This is a genomic window from Mycolicibacterium sp. ND9-15, from assembly GCF_035918395.1.
Lineage (GTDB): Bacteria > Actinomycetota > Actinomycetes > Mycobacteriales > Mycobacteriaceae > Mycobacterium.
This window is the reverse complement of record NZ_CP142362.1, coordinates 2,045,539-2,066,463: the sequence shown is the minus strand read 5'-3', so window position 1 is coordinate 2,066,463 and position 20,925 is coordinate 2,045,539. Positions and strand designations below refer to the sequence as shown.

Sequence of the window (20,925 nt, the reverse complement as noted above, 5' to 3'; positions counted from 1 at the left end):
GCGCTCACAGTCCGGCGTACCCGATCCCGACCAGCACGCAGCCGATCACGGCCAGCAAGGCGCCGAGCCCGCGACGGCCCCGCGACCGCAGCCAGTGGTACAGCGCCGACAATGTGGCGCGGGTGCGGTCCGGGGCCACCAGGTAGCACAGCAACGGAATCTCGACGAGCGCGAACGCGACCACATTGAACAACATCAGGGCACCGAGCTGAACCGCGGTTGTGGCCCGGGAGGCGACGATGAGCGCCAGCGCGGCGAGGTAGTCGACGGACGGCAGTGCGATGCCGAGGCCGGCGACACCCGCGGTCCACAAGGATCGGCCGTTGAGCACTTGCCGGGCGAGGTCGGCGAGCGGTCCCGCCCAGATCTGCGCCAGGCTCGCTGCGCCGCGGCTGCGGCCCCAGACGCCCGTGGCTACCAGCGCCGCGTTGACCAGCACGACGGCGCCCACCACGATCTGCACCACGGGCAAGGTGAACTGAGCAGATCCGACCGCGGGACGCAGCACGAACAGCACGATCACGCCGACGGCCGTGCCCATCGCGAAACCGCCACCGAGGAAGGCGAGCAGCTGCCGTCGCGGCTGCGGGCGGTTGATCATCAGAACCGTCATTCCGACCCGGAACGGCTCGAGGCTGACCGCGACGGCCATCGCCAAGAGCGTGATCCACATAGGATTCAGCGGTCCTCGGCCTAGCGATCATCCGCGGCCGGATCGAGCATGGGCGTCACGTTACCGGTTGGGCTCACGGAGATTCGGGCGCCGTTAGCCGCCGCATCCACCGTCGTTTATTTGTCGGCGCGCGGCTGGGACGTGGCCACCGCGCACGGTCGCATGTGAAGATGGACTAGATATGAGCGCAACTGACCTCAGCCCGGGCATACTGCGCGAAGCGTTCGGGCACTTCCCCTCCGGTGTCATCGCGATGAGGAATTGTCAAGACCTGTGGATCGGGGTGTTTCAGGCGACCTCCGTTCCGGCTTGCTGGGCGTCGCCGTCTGATGGCGGTGTCGGTGGGGTGATGGCAGTGGGCCGCTCGAGGAGTTTGCCTTTGTGGAAGGTCGCCCCAGCGCGGACCAGGGCGACCAGGTGCGGGGCGTTGACGGACCGCCAGCGGGCTTGGGCGGCGTCGATCAGCTTGTAGGCCATGGCAAGACCTGCCGCGCGTGATCCCGGCCCCTTGGTGACTTTCGTTCTCAAACGTACTGTGGCAAAGGTGCTTTCGATCGGATTCGTCGTCCTCAAGTGGATCCAATGCTCGGCCGGATACTTGTAGAACTCCAGCAGGGTGTCGAGGTCGTCGGTGATCTTGGCGACCGCTTTGGGGTACTTGGCACCGAAGTCGGCCTCGAACGCCTTGACCGCGATCTGGGCCTTGTCGATGTCCTCGGCGTTGTAGATGTCCTTGATCGCCGCCAGCGCCGCGGGATGCGCTGATTTCGGCAGGGCGGCAAGGACATTGGCCTGCTTGTGAAACCAGCACCGCTGCTCCCGTGTGGCCGGGAACACCTCGCGTACCGCCTTCCAGAACCCCAGTGCGCCGTCACCGACAGCCAGCACCGGGGCGGTCATCCCGCGGCGTTTGCAGTCGCGCAGCAGATCAGCCCAGGACTCCGTCGATTCACGATAGCCGTCGGTGATTGCCACGAGTTCCTTACGGCCGTCAGCGCGCACCCCGAGCATCACCAGCAAGCACAGCTTCTCCTGGTCCAGGCGCACCTTGAGGTGGATACCGTCGACCCACAGGTAGACGTAGTCGGTGCTGGACAGATCCCGGCGTCTGAAGGCGGCGGCTTCGTCTTGCCACTGCGCCGTCAGGCGGGTGATCGTGGTGGCCGACAACCCCGCACCGGAGCCGAGGAACTGCTCAAGGGCCGGGCCGAAATCACTGGTCGACAGCCCGTGCAGGTACAGCAGCGGCAGCACCTCGCTGACCTGCGGGGACTTGCGTGCCCACGCCGGCAGGATCGCCGATGAGAACCGCAGGCGGTCGCCCGTGTCGGGGTCGACACGGCGGTCGTTGACCCGCGGCGCCTTCACCTCAACGGCACCGGCAGCTGTGAGCACCTCACGCGGCTGGTGATAGCCGTTGCGCACCACCAGTCGGTGGCCGTTCTCGTCGAGCTGGTCAGCGAACTGGGCCACGTAGGCGGCGACCTCGGCCTGCAGCGCGGCGGCCAGCATCTGCCGGGCGCCGTCGCGGACGATCTCGTCGAGCAACGACCGATCAGCGGTCTGCTGGCCGTTGGCCTGCTGGGCATCGTGAACTACCGTGAGCATGGGCGTACCTTCCCAACCAGCGCGCCAACGCCGGTCTTGATCGAATACCTGATTCCGTGAAGATCATCCTCGGGAAGGTGCGCCCACTTTCAGGCCGCCTCGCCGAGGCTCATCCACAGGTATTGATCATTGCTCCATCGCGATTGCCGCGGAGGTGGAGGGCACTCTGGTCGGCCTGGCCGCGAGCACGTTCGTGCCGGTCTCGCTCGACCCGCCGCTGGTGTCGTTCTGCGTCCAGAACACCTCCGAGACCTGGCCGAAACTCAAGGATCTTCCCTCGCTGGGGATCAGCGTGCTCGGCGAGGCGCATGACGAAGCCGCGCGAACACTGGCCGCCAAAACCGGGGACCGGTTCGCAGGCCTTCAAACGGTGTCACGGGAGTCCGGGGCCGTCTTTGTCGACGGCACCGCGGTGTGGCTGGAGAGTGCGATCGAGCAACTGGTACCGGCCGGGGATCACACCATCGTCATCCTGCGGGTCTGCAACATCACAGTGCACGCCGACATAGCGCCGATCGTGTTCCACCGCAGCACGTTCCGTCGACTCGGCGGGGGGTGATTTCGGTGCGCTACCTATCGATGGGCGATCTGTAGCGCACCGAAATCGCAAGACTTACGCTCGGGCGCTGAGTTCTTCGCGGTAGCCGGCGACCCGTCGTTCCAGCTCGTCGGCGTCGGCGGCGCGGCCCTCCTTGCGGGCCAGAGCCGCGCGCGTGCTGAGCTCGCGAATCGCGGTGCGAATGTCGTTGATGCTATGCGGATGCCGAAGTGCCACGGTGCAACCTTTCGTCGTTGATTGGCCGCTACCCGCAGACTACCCACCCGGCCCAACGCTCACCGGCGTCTGAACAACTTGTTGCCCAGCCACACCACCGGGTCGTACCGGTGTCCGGCGACCCGTTCCTTCATCGGAATGATCGCGTTGTCGGTGATCTTGATGTGTTCCGGGCAGACTTCGGTGCAGCACTTCGTGATATTGCACATGCCCAGACCGGCCTCGTCCTGGGCGAGATCGCGCCGATCCGCCGTATCGAGCGGATGCATCTCGAGTTCGGCGATGCGAATGAAGAACCGCGGGCCGGCGAACGCCTCCTTGCTTTCCTCGTGATCACGAATCACGTGGCAGACGTTCTGGCACAGGAAGCACTCGATGCACTTGCGAAACTCCTGTGACCGGCCGACATCCTCTTGCTGCATCCGGTACTCGCCGGGCTGCAGATCCTTCGGCGGTGCGAATGACGGGATCTCCCTGGCTTTCTGGTAGTTAAAGGACACGTCCGTGACCAGGTCGCGGATCACGGGGAAGGTGCGCAGCGGCGTCACGGTGATGACCTCGGACTGGTCGAACGTCGACATCCGTGTCATGCACAGTAGCCGGGGCCTGCCGTTGATCTCCGCCGAGCAGGATCCGCATTTGCCCGCCTTGCAGTTCCACCGCACCGCGAGATCGCCCGCCTGCGTCTGCTGCAGCCGGTGGATGATGTCGAGCACCACCTCGCCCTCGTTGACCTCTACCGAGAAGTCCTGCAGCGCGCCGTGGGTGTCGTCGCCGCGCCACACCCGCATCTTTGCCTGGTAGCTCATGCGCCTCTCCTAGACGAGTGGTTGGCGAGTTCTTCTGAAGTGAAGTACTTCTCCAACTCTTCGATGTCGACCAACTCCAACAGGTCGTCGCGCATCGGGACCTGATCCTCGGGGGTGATACTGATGTCGGGCACCACGGTCTCGCCTTCTGCCCGGCACACCAGCAGCGTCTTACGCCACGACGACTCCATCGACGGATAGTCGTCGCGCGTGTGCCCGCCACGGCTCTCGGTACGCTGCAGCGCCGCCATGGCGATGCACTCGCTGACCAGGAGCATATTGCGCAGGTCGATGGCCAGATGCCAGCCGGGATTGAAGTGTCGGCCACCTTCCACCCGCACCCGCTTGTACCGCTCGCGCAGTTCCTTGAGCTTCTCGATCGCCTCGCTCACCTCGTCGGCGTTGCGGATGATGCCGACCAGGCTGTTCATCGTGTCCTGCAGATCGAGCTGCAGGGTGTAGGGGTTCTCGGCGGCATCCCCGTTGGTCGGGCCCTCGAACGGATGCAACGCCAACTTCGTCGATTCTTCGAGGGCGGTGTCGGACACCTTGGGACGCTCGCCGAGTGCGCGGACGTAGTCGGCGGCGCCCATCCCGGCGCGCCTGCCGAACACCAGCAGATCGGAAAGCGAATTGCCGCCCAACCGGTTCGAGCCGTGCATGCCGCCGGAACACTCGCCGGCGGCGAACAGGCCGGGCGTCTTGGCCGCACCCGTGTCTGGGTCCACTTCGATGCCGCCCATCACGTAGTGGCACGTCGGCCCGACCTCCATGGCCTCCTTGGTGATGTCGACCTCGGCGAGCTCCATGAACTGGTGGTACATCGACGGCAGCCGCCGCTTGATCTCCTCGGCGGGCAGCCGCGAGGCGATGTCGAGATAGACGCCGCCGTGCGGAGTGCCGCGATCGGCCTTGACCTCCGAGTTGATCGCGCGGGCCACCTCGTCGCGCGGCAGCAGGTCAGGGGTGCGACGTGCGGAGTCGTTGTCCTTGAGCCACTGGTCGGCCTCCTCGATGCTCTCTGCGTACTGGCCTTTGAACACCGCCGGGATGTAGTCGAACATGAAGCGCTTGCCGTCGGAGTTCTTCAGCACACCGCCGTCGCCACGCACACCCTCGGTGACCAGGATGCCCTTGACACTGGGCGGCCAGACCATCCCCGTCGGGTGGAACTGGACGAACTCCATGTTGATCAGCGTCGCGCCGGCCCGCAGTGCCAAGGCGTGGCCGTCGCCGGTGTACTCCCAGGAGTTCGACGTCACCTTGTAGGACTTGCCGATCCCGCCGGTGGCCAGCACCACCGCCGGGGCCTCGAACAGGACGAAGTTGCCGCCCTCGCGGTAGTAGCCGAATGCGCCGGCGATCCGGTCACCATCCTTGATCAGATCGGTGATCGTGGTCTCGTGGAACACCCGGATCCGGGCCTCGTAGTCGCCGAACTCCGCCTTGTCCTCCTGCTGCAGGGAAACGATCTTCTGCTGCAGCGTGCGGATGATCTCGAGTCCGGTGCGGTCACCGACGTGCGCAAGCCGCGGATAGGTGTGGCCGCCGAAGTTGCGCTGGCTGATCCGTCCGTCCTTGGTGCGGTCGAACAGCGCGCCGTAGCTCTCCAGCTCCCAGACACGATCCGGGGCCTCCTTGGCGTGCAACTCGGCCATCCGCCAGTTGTTGAGGAACTTTCCGCCACGCATGGTGTCCTTGAAGTGGACCTGCCAGTTGTCCTTCGGGTTCGCGTTGCCCATCGCCGCCGCGCAGCCGCCCTCGGCCATCACGGTATGTGCCTTGCCGAACAACGACTTCGTGATCACCGCGACCTTCAGGCCGCGTTCGGCCGCCTCGATGACCGCCCGCAAACCCGCACCGCCGGCACCGATCACGACGACGTCGTAGGAGTGCCGTTCTAATTCAGCCATCAGTCCTCACTTGAATGTGTGCTAGTCGACGAATACTGGTGCTAGCCAACGAATCTCAGATCTGAAATCGTTCCGCTGGCGACTAGCATGATGTAGAAGTCCGTGAACGCCAGCGTGGCGAGCGTGGTCCACGCGAACTGCATGTGCCGCGTGTTCAACCAGCTGACCTTGGTCCAGGCCCAGTACCGGACCGGATGCTTCGAGAAGTGCTTGAGCCGACCACCGGTGACATGTCGACAGGAGTGGCAGCCCAGGGTGTAGCACCACAGCAGCGACACGTTGACCACCAGAATGACGTTGCCCAAACCAAATCCGAAACCCGAGGGCGAATGGAACGCGGCGATCGCGTCGTAGGTGTTGAGCAGAGATATCAAAAATGCGACGTAGAAGAAGTACCGGTGGCTGTTCTGAAAGATCAGCGGCAGGCGCGTCTCGCCGGTGTATTTGGTGTGCGGTTCGGCGACAGCGCATGCCGGCGGCGACTGCCACACCGAGCGGTAGTAGGCCTTGCGGTAGTAGTAGCAGGTGATCCGGAAGGCGAGCAGGAACGGCAAGACCAGCATGCCCAGCGGAATCCACGGCGGGAAGTGTCCGAACCAGACGCCGAGATGGCTTGCGCCCGGTACACAGGACGCACTCACGCAGGGGGAGTAGAACGGCGTCAGGTAGTGGTAGTCGTCGACCCAGTAGGCGCTACCCCAGAACGCGCGGATGGTCGCGTAGATGATGAACGCGGCCAATCCGATGTTGGTCCAGGTGGATGGCAGCCACCACCGGTCGGTGCGCAGGGTGCGCTGCGGGATCTGGGCACGGCTCGGCGAAAAGACGCCGGTCGCCTTGCGGTCGGCGGTGGGTGCGCTCACTGTTGCCTTTCGGTGTCGAGTTGTCCCGGGTGCTCTCCGACGTCCGCGGTCAGCGGACGCCGCCGAGCCCCTCGTCGTCGACACCGCGCCAGAAATCGGTGTCGTACTGGGTGTCCGGGATCGGGATGCGGTCGCCGGCGGGCTGGTGAACCACGCCGCGGGTCAGCTCCAGCTCTTCGGCGTCAATGTCGAGACGATCGATGTCGTTGAGGAGGCGCTCGGCATCGTTGACGATGCGACGCGTGCCCGGGGTGTCCCCGTACTTCGACGCCAACGATGTCACGCACCGCCGCAGGCTTCCGATTAGCTCGTGAAGCTCGGCAAGTTCGCTTGTGCTGGACAAATGACCTCCTTGGGCTGAAGGGTGTCAGGCATCACAGTACGACACCCGTCGCCCGCCGCATCATCCAGTCCACCGTGAAACCGATCACGTCAAACCGAAGGAGGGGCCGATGCCCGAGGAAACGCTCAAGGAGCGAGCCGACGCGCTGCTGGCGTTGCACAGGCCGGGAAACCCGGTGATTCTGCCGACCGTCTGGGACGCCTGGTCGGCGCGGCTCGCGGTCGACGAAGGATTTGCTGCGCTGACCGTCGGCAGTCACCCGGTGGCCGATTCGGTTGGCAAACCCGACGGGGAGGGCATGGCGTTCGACGACGTGGTGGCCCGCGTCAAGCAGATCACCGCCGCGGTCGACGTGCCGGTATCGGTGGACCTCGAGTCCGGCTATGCCCAGTCCCCGACGCGGCTGATCGACGGGCTGCTGGAGGCGGGCGGCGTCGGGTTCAACATCGAAGACACCGTGCACAGCGAGAACAAGAGGCTGCGCTCGGCCGCCGAGCACGCAGAGTTGGTCGCCGGGCTGCGGGAAGCGGCGGACCGCACCGGCGTGCACGTGGTGATCAACGCCCGCACGGATCTGTTCCTGCGCCAGGACGGCGACGAGTCCGATCGTGTCGACCGCGCGATCGCACGGCTGACCGAGGCCGCCGCAGCGGGAGCCGACGTCCTCTACCCGGTTGGCCGGCACGAGCCGGATACGCTGCGCCGCCTCACCTCTGAGTTGCCGCTCCCGGTGAACGCGATCGGTCTGCCCGATCAGGACGACCCCGCGTCGTTCGGACCATTGGGGGTGGCGCGTGTCAGCTTCGGACCGTTCCTGCAGCGCGCGCTGTCGGAGCGGGCCAAGGAGCTGTTGCAGCGCTGGGTTTAGGGCGGGGCCGTGTCTGACGACGACGATCGGAACTGGCAGGACGACCAGTCGCTGATCACGGCCGCCGGTGTCGCCGCGGCGGTGTTGGTGGCGATCCTGATCTATGCGGTGATCCGGACCGCGGACAGCGCCAAGGTGCCCGCATCCGTTCCGCCGCCTGCGCCCACGTCGGTTCCGTTGACGTATACGACATCGCCGACGACGACACCGCACTACACCACGCCGAGCGTCGAGACCACCGAAGTCAGGGGCCCGGAACCGTCGCCGACCCCAGCGACCACCACGGAGACGCCGGGCGGCTGAGACGCCGAAGCCGGTGGAACCTCAAGGGTTCCACCGGCTTTCGGGGCCGGGCTGCTACTTGGTTTCGATCGCGATGCGCTGCGCCTGGGCGCCCTTGTGGGCACCGGCCACGCGCAGCGTCAACACACCGGCGTCGTACTCGGCCTTGATGTCCTGACCGGTGACGTGGTCGGGCAGCTTGAACGATCGGCGGAACGAGCCGTAGCGCACCTCGCGGATATAGCGGACGTCTTTGGCCGGGTCACTGGCGCGCTCGTCGCGACGCTCGCCGTGGACCACCAGGTAGCCGCGGTCGACCTCGACGTTCACGTCCTTCTCGACGTCAAGGCCGGGTAGCTCGACGCGGACGAGCGCGTCGTCGCCGTCCCTGACGATCTCCACGGCGGGGGTGAAGGCCCCCGTGGACCAGTGCTCGGCGGTCACCGGGCCGAAGAAGTCGCGTACCCACCGGTCGAGGTCCCATGCGGGACGGGTCCGCAATGCCAAAGTGCTCACAGTTGTCGCCTTCCTCGCTGCTGACCGGCACCATGCCGGTCGCTCAGTCGATAAAACTTGAGTCACCATCACTCATGTTCCCCAGCACCGTTCGCCGTGAGCGAAGCCGTCTCACAACCGGCGCGAACGTGTGTGAGCACACCGTGATCGGCGCTTCACACGAGGCGACATTGCGGCAATATCGGCTGCTTAGCGTCGGCCGTATGCGGTCAACGAGAAGCGTGGTGGTGGTCGGCCACGGCATGGTCGGTCACCGGTTCGTGGAGGCGCTTCGGTCCCGTGACGTCGACGGCGACTGGCGCGTGACGATCCTTGCCGAGGAGGCCGACGCCGCCTACGACCGCGTCGGGCTCACCGGCTACACCGACCACTGGGACCGCAGCCTGCTGGCGCTTCCGGGTAACGACTACTCCGGCGACGATCTGGTGGATCTGCGGTTGGGCACCCGGGTGACGGGGATCGACCGGACCGCGAAGGAGGTGCTGGCAGCCGACGGTGCGCGCGTGCCATACGACGCGGTGGTGTTGGCGACCGGATCGTATGCGTTCGTGCCGCCGGTGCCGGGCCGCGACCTGCCAGTCTGCCACGTCTACCGCACCCTCGACGACCTGGACGCCATCCGGGCCGGTGCGGATACCGCGCTCGCCTCCAAGACGCCGGTCGGGGTGGTGATCGGCGGCGGTCTGCTCGGGCTGGAAGCGGCGAATGCGTTGCGCGCGTTCGGGTTGAGAACCCACGTCGTCGAGATGGCGCCGCACCTGATGGCGGCGCAGCTCGACGAGGCGGGCGGTGCGCTGCTGAGCCGGATGATCAAGGGCCTCGGTATCGAGGTACACACCGGCGTCGGCACCGAGAGCATCGTGCCGGTGCAACGCAACAAGCCGCTGCGCAAATTCGAACAGGATGACTCGGTGCGGTTGTCGCTCAACGACGGCAGCCACATCGACACCGGCGTGGTCGTGTTCGCGGCCGGTGTGCGCCCGCGCGACGAACTGGCCCGCGAAGCTTCCCTGGAGATCGCTCAACGCGGTGGCGTGCTAACCGATCTGTCCTGTGCCACAAGCGATCCCGACATCTTCGCGATCGGGGAGGTGGCCGCTATCGAGGGCCGCTGCTACGGGCTGGTCGGTCCCGGCTACACCAGCGCGGAGGTGGTGGCGGACCGGCTGCTGGGCGGCGCCGCGGAGTTCGGTGACGCCGATATGTCGACCAAGCTCAAACTGCTCGGCGTCGACGTGGCCAGCTTCGGCGATGCCCAGGGCCACACACCCAACTGCCTGAACGTCGTGGTCAATGATCCCGTCAAGCAGACATACGCCAAGCTGGTGCTTTCGGATGACGCCAAGACCCTGTTGGGCGGAGTCCTGGTCGGGGACGCGTCGGCCTACGGTGTGCTGCGTCCGATGGTGGCCAGCGAACTGCCTGGCGACCCGCTGTCGTTGATCGCACCGGTTTCCGACGGCGGTGCGCCGGGCCTGGGCGTCGGTGCGCTACCGGATATCGCGCAGATCTGCTCGTGCAACAACGTGACGAAGGGCGACCTGAAGCAAGCCATCGGCGCGGGATGCACCGATGTGGCCGGTCTGAAGAAGTGCACGCTGGCCGGCACCTCATGCGGCTCGTGTGTGCCGCTGCTCAAGCAGCTGTTGGAAGCCGAAGGCGTCGAACAGTCCAAGGCGCTGTGCGAGCACTTCGCCCAGTCGCGCGCCGAGCTGTTCGAGATCATCGGTGCCACCGAGATCCGCACCTTCTCCGGCCTGATCGAACGGTTCGGCACCGGAAAGGGTTGTGATATCTGCAAACCCGCGGTGGCGTCGATTCTGGCATCGACGAGCTCCGAGCACATCCTCGACGGGGAGCAGGCGTCGCTGCAGGACTCCAACGACCACTTTCTTGCCAACATTCAGCGCAACGGCAGCTACTCGGTGGTGCCGCGGTCACCGGGCGGTGAGATCACCCCGGAGCAGCTGATCCTGATCGGTGAGATCGCCAGGGACTTCGGTCTGTACACCAAGATCACCGGTGGTCAGCGCATCGACATGTTCGGGGCGCGAGTCGATCAGCTGCCGAAGATCTGGCGTCGACTCGTCGAGGGCGGAATGGAGTCCGGCCACGCCTACGGCAAGGCGTTGCGCACCGTCAAGAGCTGTGTCGGCAGCACGTGGTGCCGCTACGGCCAGCAGGACTCCGTCGACATGGCCGTCGTAATCGAGAAGCGCTACCGCGGCCTGCGGGCGCCGCACAAGATCAAGATGGCCGTATCGGGGTGTGCGCGCGAATGCGCCGAGGCGCAGAGCAAGGACGTCGGCGTGATCGCCACCGAACAGGGTTGGAACCTCTATGTGTGCGGCAACGGCGGGATGTCGCCGCGGCACGCACAACTATTGGCCGGCGACCTGGACGACGAGACGCTGATCCGCTACATCGACCGATTCCTGATGTTCTACATCCGCACCGCCGACCGGTTGCAGCGCACGGCGCCGTGGCTGGAGAGCCTCGACGGTGGTCTTGACCATCTCCGCGATGTCGTGTGCAACGACTCGCTCGGCCTGGCCGCCGAATTCGAGGAAGCGGTCGCCCGCCACGTGACGGGCTATGCCTGCGAATGGAAGGGTGTGCTCGAGGATCCGGACAAACTGTCGCGCTTCGTGTCCTTCGTCAACGCTCCCGACGTCACCGACCCCACAGTCGATTTCACCGAGAGATCGGGACGCAAGGTCCCGATCGGAATGCCGAAGGTGCCGCAAAGATGACGCTGCTGAACGAGATTCAGGTGTGGACCGCCGCGTGCCGCTACGACTTTTTGATTCCGAACCGCGGCGTCGGTGTGCTGCTGGCCGATGGCAGTCAGGCCGCGTTGTTTCGCCTCGACGACGGGTCGCTGAGCGCGATAAGCAACATCGACCCGTTCTCCGGGGCTGCGGTGATGTCGCGGGGTATCGTGGGCGACCGCGGTGGGCGCCCGACCGTGCAATCACCGATAAAGAAGCAGGCGTTCGCGCTCGACGACGGTGTTTGTCTCGATGATCCGGAGGTCTCGCTGCCGGTTTACCAGACACGGATCACCGCCGACGGCCACGTCGAGGTGGGCGGCTGACTTCTCCACCTTTTCCGCGAAATGGTATTCCAGCAGCGAAAGATCGAGTGGAGGCCTGCTGGAATACCGTTTCGCGGCAGAAACGCCTACGCGACCAAGGGCAGGCGGGCGCGGCGGAACCGGTTGGCGATCAGTCGCACCATCGCCGGGTGCGTGCCCAGCGGGTCGGCTACCGCGTCGGCTCCGCTGTTGCGCAGCCGGTCCTGAAACAGGCCCTCTGCCAACAGGTACGAGGCCACCACGACCCGCCGCGCGCCACGTCGGCGCAGCCGCGCCACCGCGTCGGCCACGCGCGGTTCGCCGGTGGCGGCCAACGCGAGCTCGACCCGGTCGCCGATGACCGCTGATAGCAGGGCCGAGGTGCGTCGTAGGTCCGACAAGGCGCCGCGGTCAGAGGTCCCGGCCGCCGCAAGCAACACGGAATCACCTGGCCGCCAACCGCATTCGATCAGCCGGTCGGAGAGCACGCGAGCCAGTTGGGGACTGGGGCCCAGCGCCTCGGTGACCGTCACGTCGGGATGTCCACTGGCCGCGACGTGCGCGGGAATGTCGGCGTTGACGTGATAACCACGGCTTAAGAAGGCGGGCACCACGGTCGTCCGGTTAGGCAGGGTCTGCAGCACGTCGCTCGGCGTTGGACCGAGCACGTCGACGAACGCGACGTGGACGCGCGCACCGAGCGTCATCGAGACCCGATCGGCGAGGCTGCCGATCAGCGCCACCCCGGCCTGCTTGCGGGTGCCGTGCGCCACCAGCAAGAGGCTCATTGTGCGTACGCCAGACTGTCGTCCACGGCCAGGCGGTACCCCCGCTTGACGACCGTCGACACGATGTTCTTGTCGCCCAACGCCGTTCGGAGCCGCAGCACGGCGGTCTCGACGGCGTGGGTGTCGGTGCCGGTGCCGGGTAGGGCCCGTAGCAGGTCAGTGCGTGACACCACCGCACCCGGTCGGTGGGCGAGCGCGCGGATCGTCGCCATACCGGCCGGCGACACGGGTTTGACGACGCCGTCGACCAACACGCAGGTGCCGCGGATCTCGAGCAGATGCCCAGCGACCCGAACTGTCCGCGAGCACAGTAGCGGCAGTTCGTCGGTGATGTGGCGGGCCAACGCGCCTAAGCGCATCCGCTCCGGGGCCGACGTCGGGACACCCAGTCGCACCAGTGGCCGGGCGGTCACCGGCCCAACGCACATCGCATGCACGTCGCCTCGGAACGCCGCGAGGACGCGGTTCTCCAACCCCATCTCCCTGGCCCGCAGCAGTACCGACGCGACGGCGGGTGCCGAGGTGAAGCTGACCGCGTCGAATCTCTCGTCGGCGATGCCGGCCACGAGTTGGTCGAAGTCACCGTTGTGCGGCGCCGGATGCCACCGGTACACGCGGATCGGCACGACCTCGGCACCGGCGGCACACAATTCGTCGAGAAACTCGGGAAACGGGTCCCAGTCCTCGGTGGCGCCGTGCAACTGCACCGCGATGCGTCGCCCGGCGATACCGCTCTCGACGAGGTAGTGCAGCAACTCGCGCGAGGACTCCGAATCCGGGGACCACTCCTCGGGTAGACCGGCCGCGCGCAGCGCGCCTGTCGCTTTGGGTCCGCGTGAGACGTTGCGCGCCTTGGCGAGCGCGACGATCAGGTCGTTGGCGAGCCCCCACCCGTCGGCGGCGGCGATCCAGCCCCGGAATCCGATCCCGGTGGTGGCGATCACGATATCGGGCGGCACGTCGATCAGGGCCTCGGTGTACATACGCAACGCATCGTCGTCGGGCAGCGGCACCATCTGGATCGCCGGCGCGCTGGTCACCGTCGCCCCGCGGCGGCGCAGTAACGCGCTCAACTCGTCGGCACGCCGGGCGGAGGTCACGGCCACCCGGAATCCGGTGAGCGGCGCCCAGTCGGGCTCAGTCATGGGACCTGTGTATGCACCGGATGTTTCCAAGCGATTAAATGGCCATTTCCAGGGCGTGTCGGTACCGCCCGCAAGCCGCAGCCGCTCATGAATGCCACGCTAAGCAGGCGTTATTGCGTCAACATGCCAGGCGGTGACCCCGCCGTGAAATTCCCCTCACCCAGCACGCGATGCCGGTGTGAGTCTCACCAGACGTCGCCCTCGCGCCAGTCGCACGTGATCTCGGCGCCGGTGTCGAGCTCGACACTCACCGGCAGTACGAACAACGCATTGTCGTCGTCCGGAGTGCGGGTCAACCCCGCGGGCGCCAGCACTGACGTCGGGCCCTGCCAGGGCAGCCAACCGCGGGCCAGGTAGATAGGCCTGCCTTGCTCCGACACGCTGACCGCCCCGAGTTGATACGCCCCGCGCAGCACCTGTTCGACGGCGTCCATCACGGCACGGGCCAGACCCTGGCCGCGCCAGTCCTCGCGCACCGCGACGGCCTCGACGTAGCCGCAGCGCAGCGCGGTATCGCGATACAGCAGCCGCCGCTGCACCACTGCCCCGTGGGCGATCAGCGCGCCGTGGTCGAAAATCATCGCGTGCATGCCGCCGAGGGATTGCTCCCAGTCGACTTCGGTGAACTCCCCACCGAACGCCTCGATCACCATGCGCTTGGCATCCTCACGCGTCAGGGGGTCGAGATCGGACGTGTGGATCAGGCGCGCGGTGTAAATGCGCACGCCGGCATCGAGGGGATCCTGAACATGCACACTGCTTTTCTACCAGCGCTGTCCGACTAGTGGCCCCCGAACGGTCGTCGGGGCCGTGACCAATGCATCCGCACGGTTTGCCCCGGCCGCACCTGAGCCACCTTGTCGATGTCCTCGTCGGCGACGACGCCGATCACCGGGTAACCACCCGTGACCGGGTGGTCTGGGCCCAAAATGACCGGAAAACCGTTCGGCGGCACCTGAATTGCGCCGCGAGTGGCGCCCTCGCTGGGAAGTTGCCGGTCCGGCCAGCGGTACTCGAGGGGCATTCCGACCAACCGCATCCCCACCCGGTCGCTCTTGTTGGTCGCCAGCCAGTTGGTGCGGATCAACACATCCGGGTCGACGAACCAGCCGTCGCGCGGGCCGGGCACCACCGTCAACTCGAGCACGTCGTCCTCGATGGGCGCGACCGGCGCCTGGTCGATTTCGGGGAACTCCCCGGTGTGCTCGCCGATGGGCAGCGGGTCGCCCGGCCGCAGCGGCTGCGGACCGATGGCCGACATCACGTCGTATGACCGCGAGCCGAGCACAGGCTCCACGTCGATGCCGCCGCGCACCGCCAGGTAGGTCCGCAGGCCGGAGTGCGGTGCGCCGAGCGAGATCACCTCACCGGCGCGGGCGAAGTGAATGCTGTTGGTACCGAACGGGACTCCGTTGACCGCGGGATCGGTGTCGGCACCGGTGACGGCGATCGCGAGATCACCGCCGTGCACCCGCGCCGCCAGTCCACCGAACGTCACCTCGATGGTGGCGCGGTTGTCTGGGTTGGCCACCAGCCTGTTGGCCAGCGTGTGCGAGCGGCGGTCGGCGGCACCGGACCGGCCCACGCCCATGTGCGCCAGCCCCGGCCGGCCCAGATCCTCGATGAGCGCCAGCGGCCCAGGGCGCAGGATCTCCAGCGTGGTCATGAGTCCACCGCCCGGAACCGCACCCACATACCCGACGTCAGCAGCGCCGGGTCGGCACGGTGGATGTCCCACAACACCGCTTGATCTTTCGAGGTGCGGCCGATCAACTGCCACCCGCCGGGGGACTCGCGTGGGTAGATCCCGCTGAACTCGCCCGCGAGTCCGACGGCGCCCGCCGGCACCTTGGTCCGCGGTTCGGAGCGTCGCGGGACCTCCAGCCGGCGGTCACCGCCGACGAGATAGCTGAAACCTGGTGCGAACCCGCCGAATCCGACGCGCCACAGGCGGCCGGTGTGCGCGGCGATCACCTCGTCGGGCGTCAGACCCGTCAGCCGGGCCACGTCGTCGAGGTCCGGTCCGTCGTAGACGACGTCGATCGTGAGATCGGCACGGCCGTCGGCCGGCGGTATCAACTCTGCGCCGAGGTCGGCATCGATGCGCAGACCGGCGATGCGTTGGCGCGTCGGCGCCTGGTACCGAGGTTCCGCGAGCTTGATCAATACGGTGCGCGAGGCCGGCACGATGTCGAGCACGCCGGGCAGGCCGGACTGCTGGATCGCGTCGGTCCATACCAGGACGTCGACGGCGCTGTCGAACTCGAGCAGCAGTGCTTGGTCCCCGTAGTCGCGGATCGGAACGGCGCCGGTGTCGTGCCCGCCACGGTCTTTTTCGGCGGTAACGCTCATGACCCGAAACTACCCGTGAGTAGCTAGCCGCGCCCAGGGTCTGTGAGCCTTGCCAGGAGAGCCTTACGGAAGCCTCAAATGGCGGGCTGATACGTCGGTTCGCGGTGCTTGACGAACGCGATCACCCGGTAGGTCACCGGCAGGACGACCACCTCCACCGCGGTCTTGTAGATCCATCCCAGCGCCACGTACGTCAGGAAGTCGGGCCACGTGTTGATCCCGATCGCGGCCGCGGCGATGCTGCAGAACACCAGGGTGTCGGCGAACTCGCCGACGACGGTCGACCCGATCAACCGCGCCCACAGGTGCTTTTCGCCCATGCGGGTCTTGACCTCCACCAGAACCCAGGCGTTGAGCGTCTGTCCGACGATGAACCCGGCCAGTCCGGCGATGACCAACAGCGTGAACGGTTTCATCACGGCCTCGAAGGCGGCCTGATTGGTGTAGAAGTCGGCGGGCGGTAGGACAGCGGTGAGCCAGAACGTGAACGCCGCGAGCGCCTCCATCACGAACGCGATGTAGATCGCCCGGCGGGTGGCCTTGAACCCGTACACCTCCGACAGCACGTCGCCGATCACGTAGGTGAGCGGAAAGACGACGAAGCCGCCGTCGGTGATCAGCGACCAGTCGCCGACGATCGGGCCGAACGCGATGCCCTTGGTCGCCGCCACGTTGGAGATCAGCACCAGACCGGTGAAGACCGCGACCAGCGTCGGGTAGTAGGCCGAGCCCGTCGTCGCGAACCCGCGGTGCTCGGTCTCGATGTCGACGGTCACCCGGCAATCCTCTCAGGACCGCTTCATGGTGTCGCCGAGCGTGAAACCACGTCGACAAAGCGGCCGCGATTTCGCCGTGAAGGCACGTTCGGCGCGTGACGAGTCAAGCCAACGCCTGGGCGATGCGCGGTGGCAGTTGCTCGGCCACCACCGGATAGGACAGCGGCGAGGCGAATGCGATCGCCCCCGCGAGTACCCTGCCCGTGAAGACGTTGGCCTTACCGCGTCGCGCGACGGCCGGGTGGGCGAGTAGTGCGCCCTGTTCCTCGTCTGATTCCGTGGCCCAGATCAGCACGTCGGCGTCGAGGCCGTCGGCCACGCCCAGGCCCATCGCGGTGAGGAACTCCGAGCGCCAACCGGGGCTAAGGGCCTGCGGCTCACCATTGTTCAGACGACCGTGCAACAACGCCGCCGTTCTGCCTCCGAACGCCTGGTTGGACGCGCCGGCCGCGGCGAACTTCTCGTCGACACTCGCGACCAAGGCCTGCATTTCGTCGTACTTGAAGACGGCTTGGCCGACCGTTCCCGCCTGGACCTTCCACGGCTCGAAGAACGCGTCCTGACCGGACTGCGCGACCGTCGGCGCGATCTCCGACAGCCTCGAGTACGTGTCGGAGTCCAGGCCGGCATTGGTGGCGACGATCAGGTCGGGGTTCAACGCCGCGATCCGATCCACCTGGATGCCGTCGGCCAGGCTGAGCACCGCCGGTTGTGCGCCGGCGAGTTTCGGCTGCGCCCATGGCCATACCGCGAAGGGTTCGCCACCGAACCAGTCGGTCACCGCGATCGGAACGACGCCGAGCGCCAGCAGGTCGTCCTGTTCGGTCAGACCCGCGCTGACGACCCGCGTGGGCGGCGCGGGGATCTTCGTCTCGCCGAAGGTGTGTTCGACGGTGACCGATCCGTCCTTGGCAACGGCGCCGGGCTTGTCCGCACTGCAACCGGCCGCCGCGGTGACGGCCAAGCCCGCGGTCAGCGCCAGGAATCTTCGCCGAGTAAGCCGTATGGCCACCCGGCGAGCGTAGCTAACCGGCCTCTCCAGGTCCCGAACAACACGACGGCGAAGCCGAGCCGCCCCGATCTCAGGACTGCGACAGCTTCTTGTTGGCGTAGCGGGTCAACCAGCCCGGGGAGAACCGGGAACTGAGGGTCATCACCTTGGTCTGCGATCCGACCGGGAAGTGCACCTGATGGATGGCGCGGCGCAGCCAGGACGGTTCGGTGGCTTTCACGATCGCGTCGGCGATGTCCTGGGCCGTCAGACGGATCCCGAGCGATTCGGTCGTGCCGGTCTTGATGTCGTCGGTCATCGCGGTCTGCACGTACAGCGGCCACATCGCGATGACCCGGATGCCGTAGCGGTTCCACTCGATGTCGAGCGCCTCGGTGATTCCGCGGACGAAGAACTTGGTCGCGCTGTAGTTGGCCAATTCGGCCTGGCCGTAGATCGACGAAGCGGAGGCAAGGTTGACGACGACCGAGTCCGGGGTCTTACGCAAGTAGGGGAATGCTGCGTAGAGGCCGTTGACCACGCCCTTGGCGTTGATGTCGATCTCCTTGTGATGGCCTGCGACGTCCATCTCCTCGAACCGGCCGGCGCGCAGGATGCCGGCGTTGTTGATCATCACATCGAGTCGGTCACCGGCGGCCCCGGCGAATTCGCCCACCCGTTGCGCCATCTCGTCGGGGTCGGTGACGTCGAGGTGGCCGGTGTGGCAGGTGCCGCCCAGTTGGTCGATCTCGTCGGCGAGGGTCTTCAGACCGACCTCGTCGATGTCGTAGCCGCCGACGACGAACCCGTTGCGGGCGAATGTCAGCGCGGTGGCGCGGCCGATGCCGGCGGCGGCGCCGGTGATGAAGACGGCCTTGCGGTGTGTCGAGGGGTTCGTCATCTGGTCGATTCTGTCAGGTGAGCGCTCGGCGCCGTGGGGTTACCTGATTCGTACCTCGTCGCCGGTGCCGACCGCGCCGGCGGTGACGACCTCGGCGTACAGGCCCGCGCAAGGCAAGGCTCCGGAATCGGGAACCTCGGCCCGGTTGTGCTCGAGCAGATACCGCACAGCATCCGGACGTCGTTGCATAGCACCGTGTTCGAGGGTGGGAACGGCGCAGCGCGGGGTTGGAAACGTGCCACGCAGCACGGCTTGGCCGACGTGGATCTCCGCCCCCACCCAGTCGTTCTCGAGGAACGGCGCAGTGCCGTCCGCGGTTTCGATGACGACGTTCGGCCGGTACCTGATCGCCTCGGCGCGGTCGACGCCGATCGCGTCCAGCGTGGCCGTGCTGATCAGGTGCACCGGCGAATGGTCGACGAAGGCGCCGCCGGGTGCACCCTGCCCGAGTTCGAGCAGTACGGGGTCGAACTCGGCGTCGATTCCGCGGGCCAGCACCTCGAGCGGGTCGGAGCGCTCGAGCACGGCGCCCGCGACCCGCTCGTCGGTGAGACGCACCGCGCGTCCGAGCAGGTCCGACAACGGTCCGCCCGCTTCGATGACCGCCACCTCACGGTCGTCGGGCAGCGTCACCACGACACCGTCATCGCCCGTGGCCGACGCGCACTGCAGCAGGGCCCTCCACAGCCTGGGGTGCTTGGCGGTTGCGACGCGCCCGGTCGCCTCGTCAATGACGGCGTACCGGCGGTCACCGTCCACGCCCAGCGGGCCGATCCGGATGGAGTCGCACTGCTCCCCGAGCATCGACTTCACCGGATAACGCCGCAGCGAAACGACGCGGCCCACATTGTCGCTCAATCCATCTCCGTCTCGTCCGATCGGCTCCGATAACCTCCAACGTACTTCGTAGCGTCATCGATGGTGTACGTCCGTACGTCTGATTAGAACGCGATGGCCTCCGTGCACAGCGTTCTCGCCGAGCGGGTCCTGACCGCCGACCGGATGGACGACATACCGCAATTGGATTCTCGTGGCTTATACCGGGACATCGAGCATCCTGTCGCCGGCTCACTCCGGTTCCGAGGTGGCCGATGGGTTTGAGTCCCGCCTCACCGAACACCTCCGCCCAGCTGCGGTAGCGCACCGTCAAAAGCTGTATGTGCATGCGACTTCGTGCGACGAAGCGGCCACTTTCCGATCAGATCATCGGAAGACGAGTCCTGAACCGCTGATCGGTCGATAGCTGGGATCAACCCTGGCCCGAGCCGCGTTCCGTGTCGAACCGCACGCTGACCCGCTGAAAGCCCTTGAGCCGTTCGGCTTTCGCGCGTCGGCTGTAGGTACGCCGGTCGGCGGAGGTGAGGTCGACATCGTCGGTGAACGGCGTCAGCAGTGCGCGGGGATGCAGCTGGTCGACCCGCACGACGTTGACCTCGGCGCACATCACCAGTGTCACCGAGACCAGGTACAGGAACGCCAGCAGGCCGAGCACCAAGGCGAACACGCTGTTGGTGGCGCTCGTCGACTTGACGACGTGGGCTACGTAGTTCGCCCCGAACCACTGCAGCAGTTGCCAGATCGCCGCCGCCGCGAGCGCACCGGGCAGCACGTCGCGGTAGGTCACGTGCCGCGCGGTGGTGACCCGAAAGGCGACCAGGCAGATGAGCGCGTTGATCGCCACGGTGGCGACGGTGACGCCGACCTTGCCGAGCCACCCGAGGCCGGCGGTCGCGTGGCCGACCGCCGACAGCACGGTGGCGGCGATCGCGGCCGAGCCGAGGACGAACAACAGAAGCAGGCTGCGCAGCCGCGACCGGATCGGGTCCGGGCGATTGTTGCGGGGCACCGCCCAGACCGAGTCCATCGCGTTCTGCAGGGCCTGACCGACACCGAGCCCGCCGTACAGGGCGCCGGCGATGCCGACCACGACGGCGGTGAGCCCGCCGCTGAGCTGTTCGGGTCGTTGCAGCTGTGACCCGATGACCGGGAACTGACTCAGCGTGGACTGGAGCACCTGCTGCTGCAGTTCCGGGTGGCCGACCAGAATGACGCCCGTCACGGTCGTCATCAGCAGCAGCAGCGGGAACAGCGACACGAACGCGTAATAGGTGATCAGCGCCGCGAGGTAGCCGCCCTGGTCGTCGACGTACTTGTAGATCACAGCGATGACGAACCCCACGCCACGGTTGCGTCGTTGCAACCGGTCCAGCCAGCCCACCATTCCCGGACCCCCTCAACCACGGGCC

General features: G+C 66.7%; 23 protein-coding genes and 1 pseudogene. 6 read left to right on the top strand and 18 right to left on the bottom strand.

The features are described from left to right. Positions 1-4 precede the first annotated feature (4 nt). A complete protein-coding gene (locus QGN32_RS10170) occupies positions 5-673 on the bottom strand; it encodes a GAP family protein (RefSeq protein ID WP_326548444.1) in 669 nt (222 codons plus the stop codon). 181 nt (positions 674-854) lie between these two features. On the opposite strand from QGN32_RS10170, the pseudogene QGN32_RS10165 reads away from it, so the two are divergent. Further along, positions 855-929 (top strand): annotated as a pseudogene (locus tag QGN32_RS10165) (oxidoreductase); the annotation flags it as partial. Between the two features lie 32 nt (positions 930-961). On the opposite strand, the gene QGN32_RS10160 reads toward QGN32_RS10165, so the two are convergent. After that, positions 962-2,281, bottom strand: coding sequence for an IS256 family transposase (locus QGN32_RS10160; protein ID WP_326545296.1), 1,320 nt, complete (start codon positions 2,279-2,281; stop codon positions 962-964). A gap of 121 nt (positions 2,282-2,402) precedes the next feature. Between QGN32_RS10160 and QGN32_RS10155 the strand changes: the two genes are divergently transcribed. Continuing rightward, positions 2,403-2,840, top strand: a complete 438-nt coding sequence (locus QGN32_RS10155) for a flavin reductase family protein (protein WP_326549012.1) — start codon at positions 2,403-2,405, stop codon at positions 2,838-2,840. A 54-nt stretch (positions 2,841-2,894) separates the two neighbouring features. Here QGN32_RS10155 and QGN32_RS10150 read toward each other — a convergent pair whose 3' ends face one another. The 5 genes from QGN32_RS10150 to QGN32_RS10130 are packed head-to-tail and all read right to left on the bottom strand — an operon-like array spanning position 2,895 to position 6,984. Beyond that, positions 2,895-3,056: a hypothetical protein gene (locus tag QGN32_RS10150; protein WP_326548443.1), complete on the bottom strand. Its 162-nt coding sequence runs from the start codon at positions 3,054-3,056 to the stop codon at positions 2,895-2,897. Between the two features lie 59 nt (positions 3,057-3,115). Further along, the gene (locus QGN32_RS10145; protein WP_326548442.1) at positions 3,116-3,865 is read right to left on the bottom strand and encodes a succinate dehydrogenase/fumarate reductase iron-sulfur subunit; all 750 of its coding nucleotides are present in this window, start codon (positions 3,863-3,865) and stop codon (positions 3,116-3,118) included. Further along, positions 3,862-5,778, bottom strand: coding sequence for a fumarate reductase/succinate dehydrogenase flavoprotein subunit (locus tag QGN32_RS10140; protein WP_326548441.1), 1,917 nt, complete (start codon positions 5,776-5,778; stop codon positions 3,862-3,864). Before QGN32_RS10140 ends, QGN32_RS10145 begins: the two co-directional genes overlap by 4 nt. A 41-nt stretch (positions 5,779-5,819) precedes the next feature. Further along, positions 5,820-6,641, bottom strand: a complete 822-nt coding sequence (sdhC, locus tag QGN32_RS10135) for a succinate dehydrogenase subunit SdhC (RefSeq protein ID WP_326548440.1) — start codon at positions 6,639-6,641, stop codon at positions 5,820-5,822. Between the two features lie 49 nt (positions 6,642-6,690). Next, entirely contained in the window at positions 6,691-6,984 is a 294-nt protein-coding gene (locus QGN32_RS10130) for an Rv0250c family protein (protein WP_326548439.1), read from the bottom strand. Positions 6,985-7,093: 109 nt separating this feature from the next. On the opposite strand from QGN32_RS10130, the gene QGN32_RS10125 reads away from it, so the two are divergent. Both QGN32_RS10125 and QGN32_RS10120 read left to right on the top strand, forming a co-directional pair. Then, on the top strand, positions 7,094-7,852 hold the full coding sequence (locus QGN32_RS10125; RefSeq protein WP_326548438.1) for an isocitrate lyase/PEP mutase family protein: 759 nt from the start codon (positions 7,094-7,096) through the stop codon (positions 7,850-7,852). A gap of 9 nt (positions 7,853-7,861) precedes the next feature. Further along, complete coding sequence (locus QGN32_RS10120; RefSeq protein ID WP_326548437.1) at positions 7,862-8,155, top strand: hypothetical protein; 294 nt, start codon at positions 7,862-7,864, stop codon at positions 8,153-8,155. 54 nt (positions 8,156-8,209) lie between these two features. Here QGN32_RS10120 and QGN32_RS10115 read toward each other — a convergent pair whose 3' ends face one another. Further along, positions 8,210-8,650, bottom strand: a complete 441-nt coding sequence (locus QGN32_RS10115; protein WP_326548436.1) for an Hsp20/alpha crystallin family protein — start codon at positions 8,648-8,650, stop codon at positions 8,210-8,212. Between the two features lie 203 nt (positions 8,651-8,853). Between QGN32_RS10115 and nirB the strand changes: the two genes are divergently transcribed. Together nirB and nirD are read left to right on the top strand one after the other, a co-directional pair. Further along, positions 8,854-11,403 carry a nitrite reductase large subunit NirB gene (gene nirB / locus QGN32_RS10110; protein ID WP_326548435.1) on the top strand — a complete coding sequence of 850 codons (2,550 nt, stop codon included), beginning with the start codon at positions 8,854-8,856 and terminating at the stop codon, positions 11,401-11,403. After that, complete coding sequence (nirD, locus tag QGN32_RS10105) at positions 11,400-11,747, top strand: nitrite reductase small subunit NirD (RefSeq protein WP_326548434.1); 348 nt, start codon at positions 11,400-11,402, stop codon at positions 11,745-11,747. Before nirB ends, nirD begins: the two co-directional genes overlap by 4 nt. 86 nt (positions 11,748-11,833) lie before the next feature. On the opposite strand, the gene QGN32_RS10100 is transcribed toward nirD, so the two are convergent. The 10 genes from QGN32_RS10100 to QGN32_RS10055 all read right to left on the bottom strand — a co-directional run bounded on the left by QGN32_RS10100 (position 11,834) and on the right by QGN32_RS10055 (position 20,900). Next, on the bottom strand, positions 11,834-12,514 hold the full coding sequence (locus QGN32_RS10100) for a sirohydrochlorin chelatase (RefSeq protein ID WP_326548433.1): 681 nt from the start codon (positions 12,512-12,514) through the stop codon (positions 11,834-11,836). Beyond that, positions 12,511-13,659, bottom strand: a complete 1,149-nt coding sequence (locus QGN32_RS10095; RefSeq protein WP_326548432.1) for a uroporphyrinogen-III synthase — start codon at positions 13,657-13,659, stop codon at positions 12,511-12,513. Before QGN32_RS10095 ends, QGN32_RS10100 begins: the two co-directional genes overlap by 4 nt. Before the next feature lie 185 nt (positions 13,660-13,844). Then, a complete protein-coding gene (locus tag QGN32_RS10090; RefSeq protein ID WP_326548431.1) occupies positions 13,845-14,414 on the bottom strand; it encodes a GNAT family N-acetyltransferase in 570 nt (189 codons plus the stop codon). A 26-nt stretch (positions 14,415-14,440) separates the two neighbouring features. After that, positions 14,441-15,325, bottom strand: a complete 885-nt coding sequence (locus QGN32_RS10085) for a 5-oxoprolinase/urea amidolyase family protein (RefSeq protein ID WP_326548430.1) — start codon at positions 15,323-15,325, stop codon at positions 14,441-14,443. Beyond that, positions 15,322-16,011 (bottom strand): 5-oxoprolinase subunit B family protein, encoded by a 690-nt coding sequence (locus QGN32_RS10080; RefSeq protein ID WP_326548429.1) that lies wholly within the window; start codon positions 16,009-16,011, stop codon positions 15,322-15,324. The genes QGN32_RS10085 and QGN32_RS10080 overlap by 4 nt, the downstream gene beginning before the upstream one ends. A 74-nt stretch (positions 16,012-16,085) precedes the next feature. Beyond that, positions 16,086-16,787, bottom strand: a complete 702-nt coding sequence (locus QGN32_RS10075; RefSeq protein ID WP_326548428.1) for a queuosine precursor transporter — start codon at positions 16,785-16,787, stop codon at positions 16,086-16,088. 103 nt (positions 16,788-16,890) lie between these two features. Next, positions 16,891-17,799, bottom strand: a complete 909-nt coding sequence (locus QGN32_RS10070) for an ABC transporter substrate-binding protein (protein WP_326548427.1) — start codon at positions 17,797-17,799, stop codon at positions 16,891-16,893. A gap of 70 nt (positions 17,800-17,869) precedes the next feature. Continuing rightward, positions 17,870-18,679, bottom strand: a complete 810-nt coding sequence (locus tag QGN32_RS10065; protein WP_326548426.1) for an SDR family oxidoreductase — start codon at positions 18,677-18,679, stop codon at positions 17,870-17,872. A 39-nt stretch (positions 18,680-18,718) separates the two neighbouring features. Continuing rightward, positions 18,719-19,483, bottom strand: coding sequence for an MOSC domain-containing protein (locus QGN32_RS10060; RefSeq protein WP_326549011.1), 765 nt, complete (start codon positions 19,481-19,483; stop codon positions 18,719-18,721). A 445-nt stretch (positions 19,484-19,928) separates the two neighbouring features. Then, positions 19,929-20,900 carry a YihY/virulence factor BrkB family protein gene (locus QGN32_RS10055; RefSeq protein ID WP_326548425.1) on the bottom strand — a complete coding sequence of 324 codons (972 nt, stop codon included), beginning with the start codon at positions 20,898-20,900 and terminating at the stop codon, positions 19,929-19,931. Positions 20,901-20,925 lie beyond the last annotated feature (25 nt).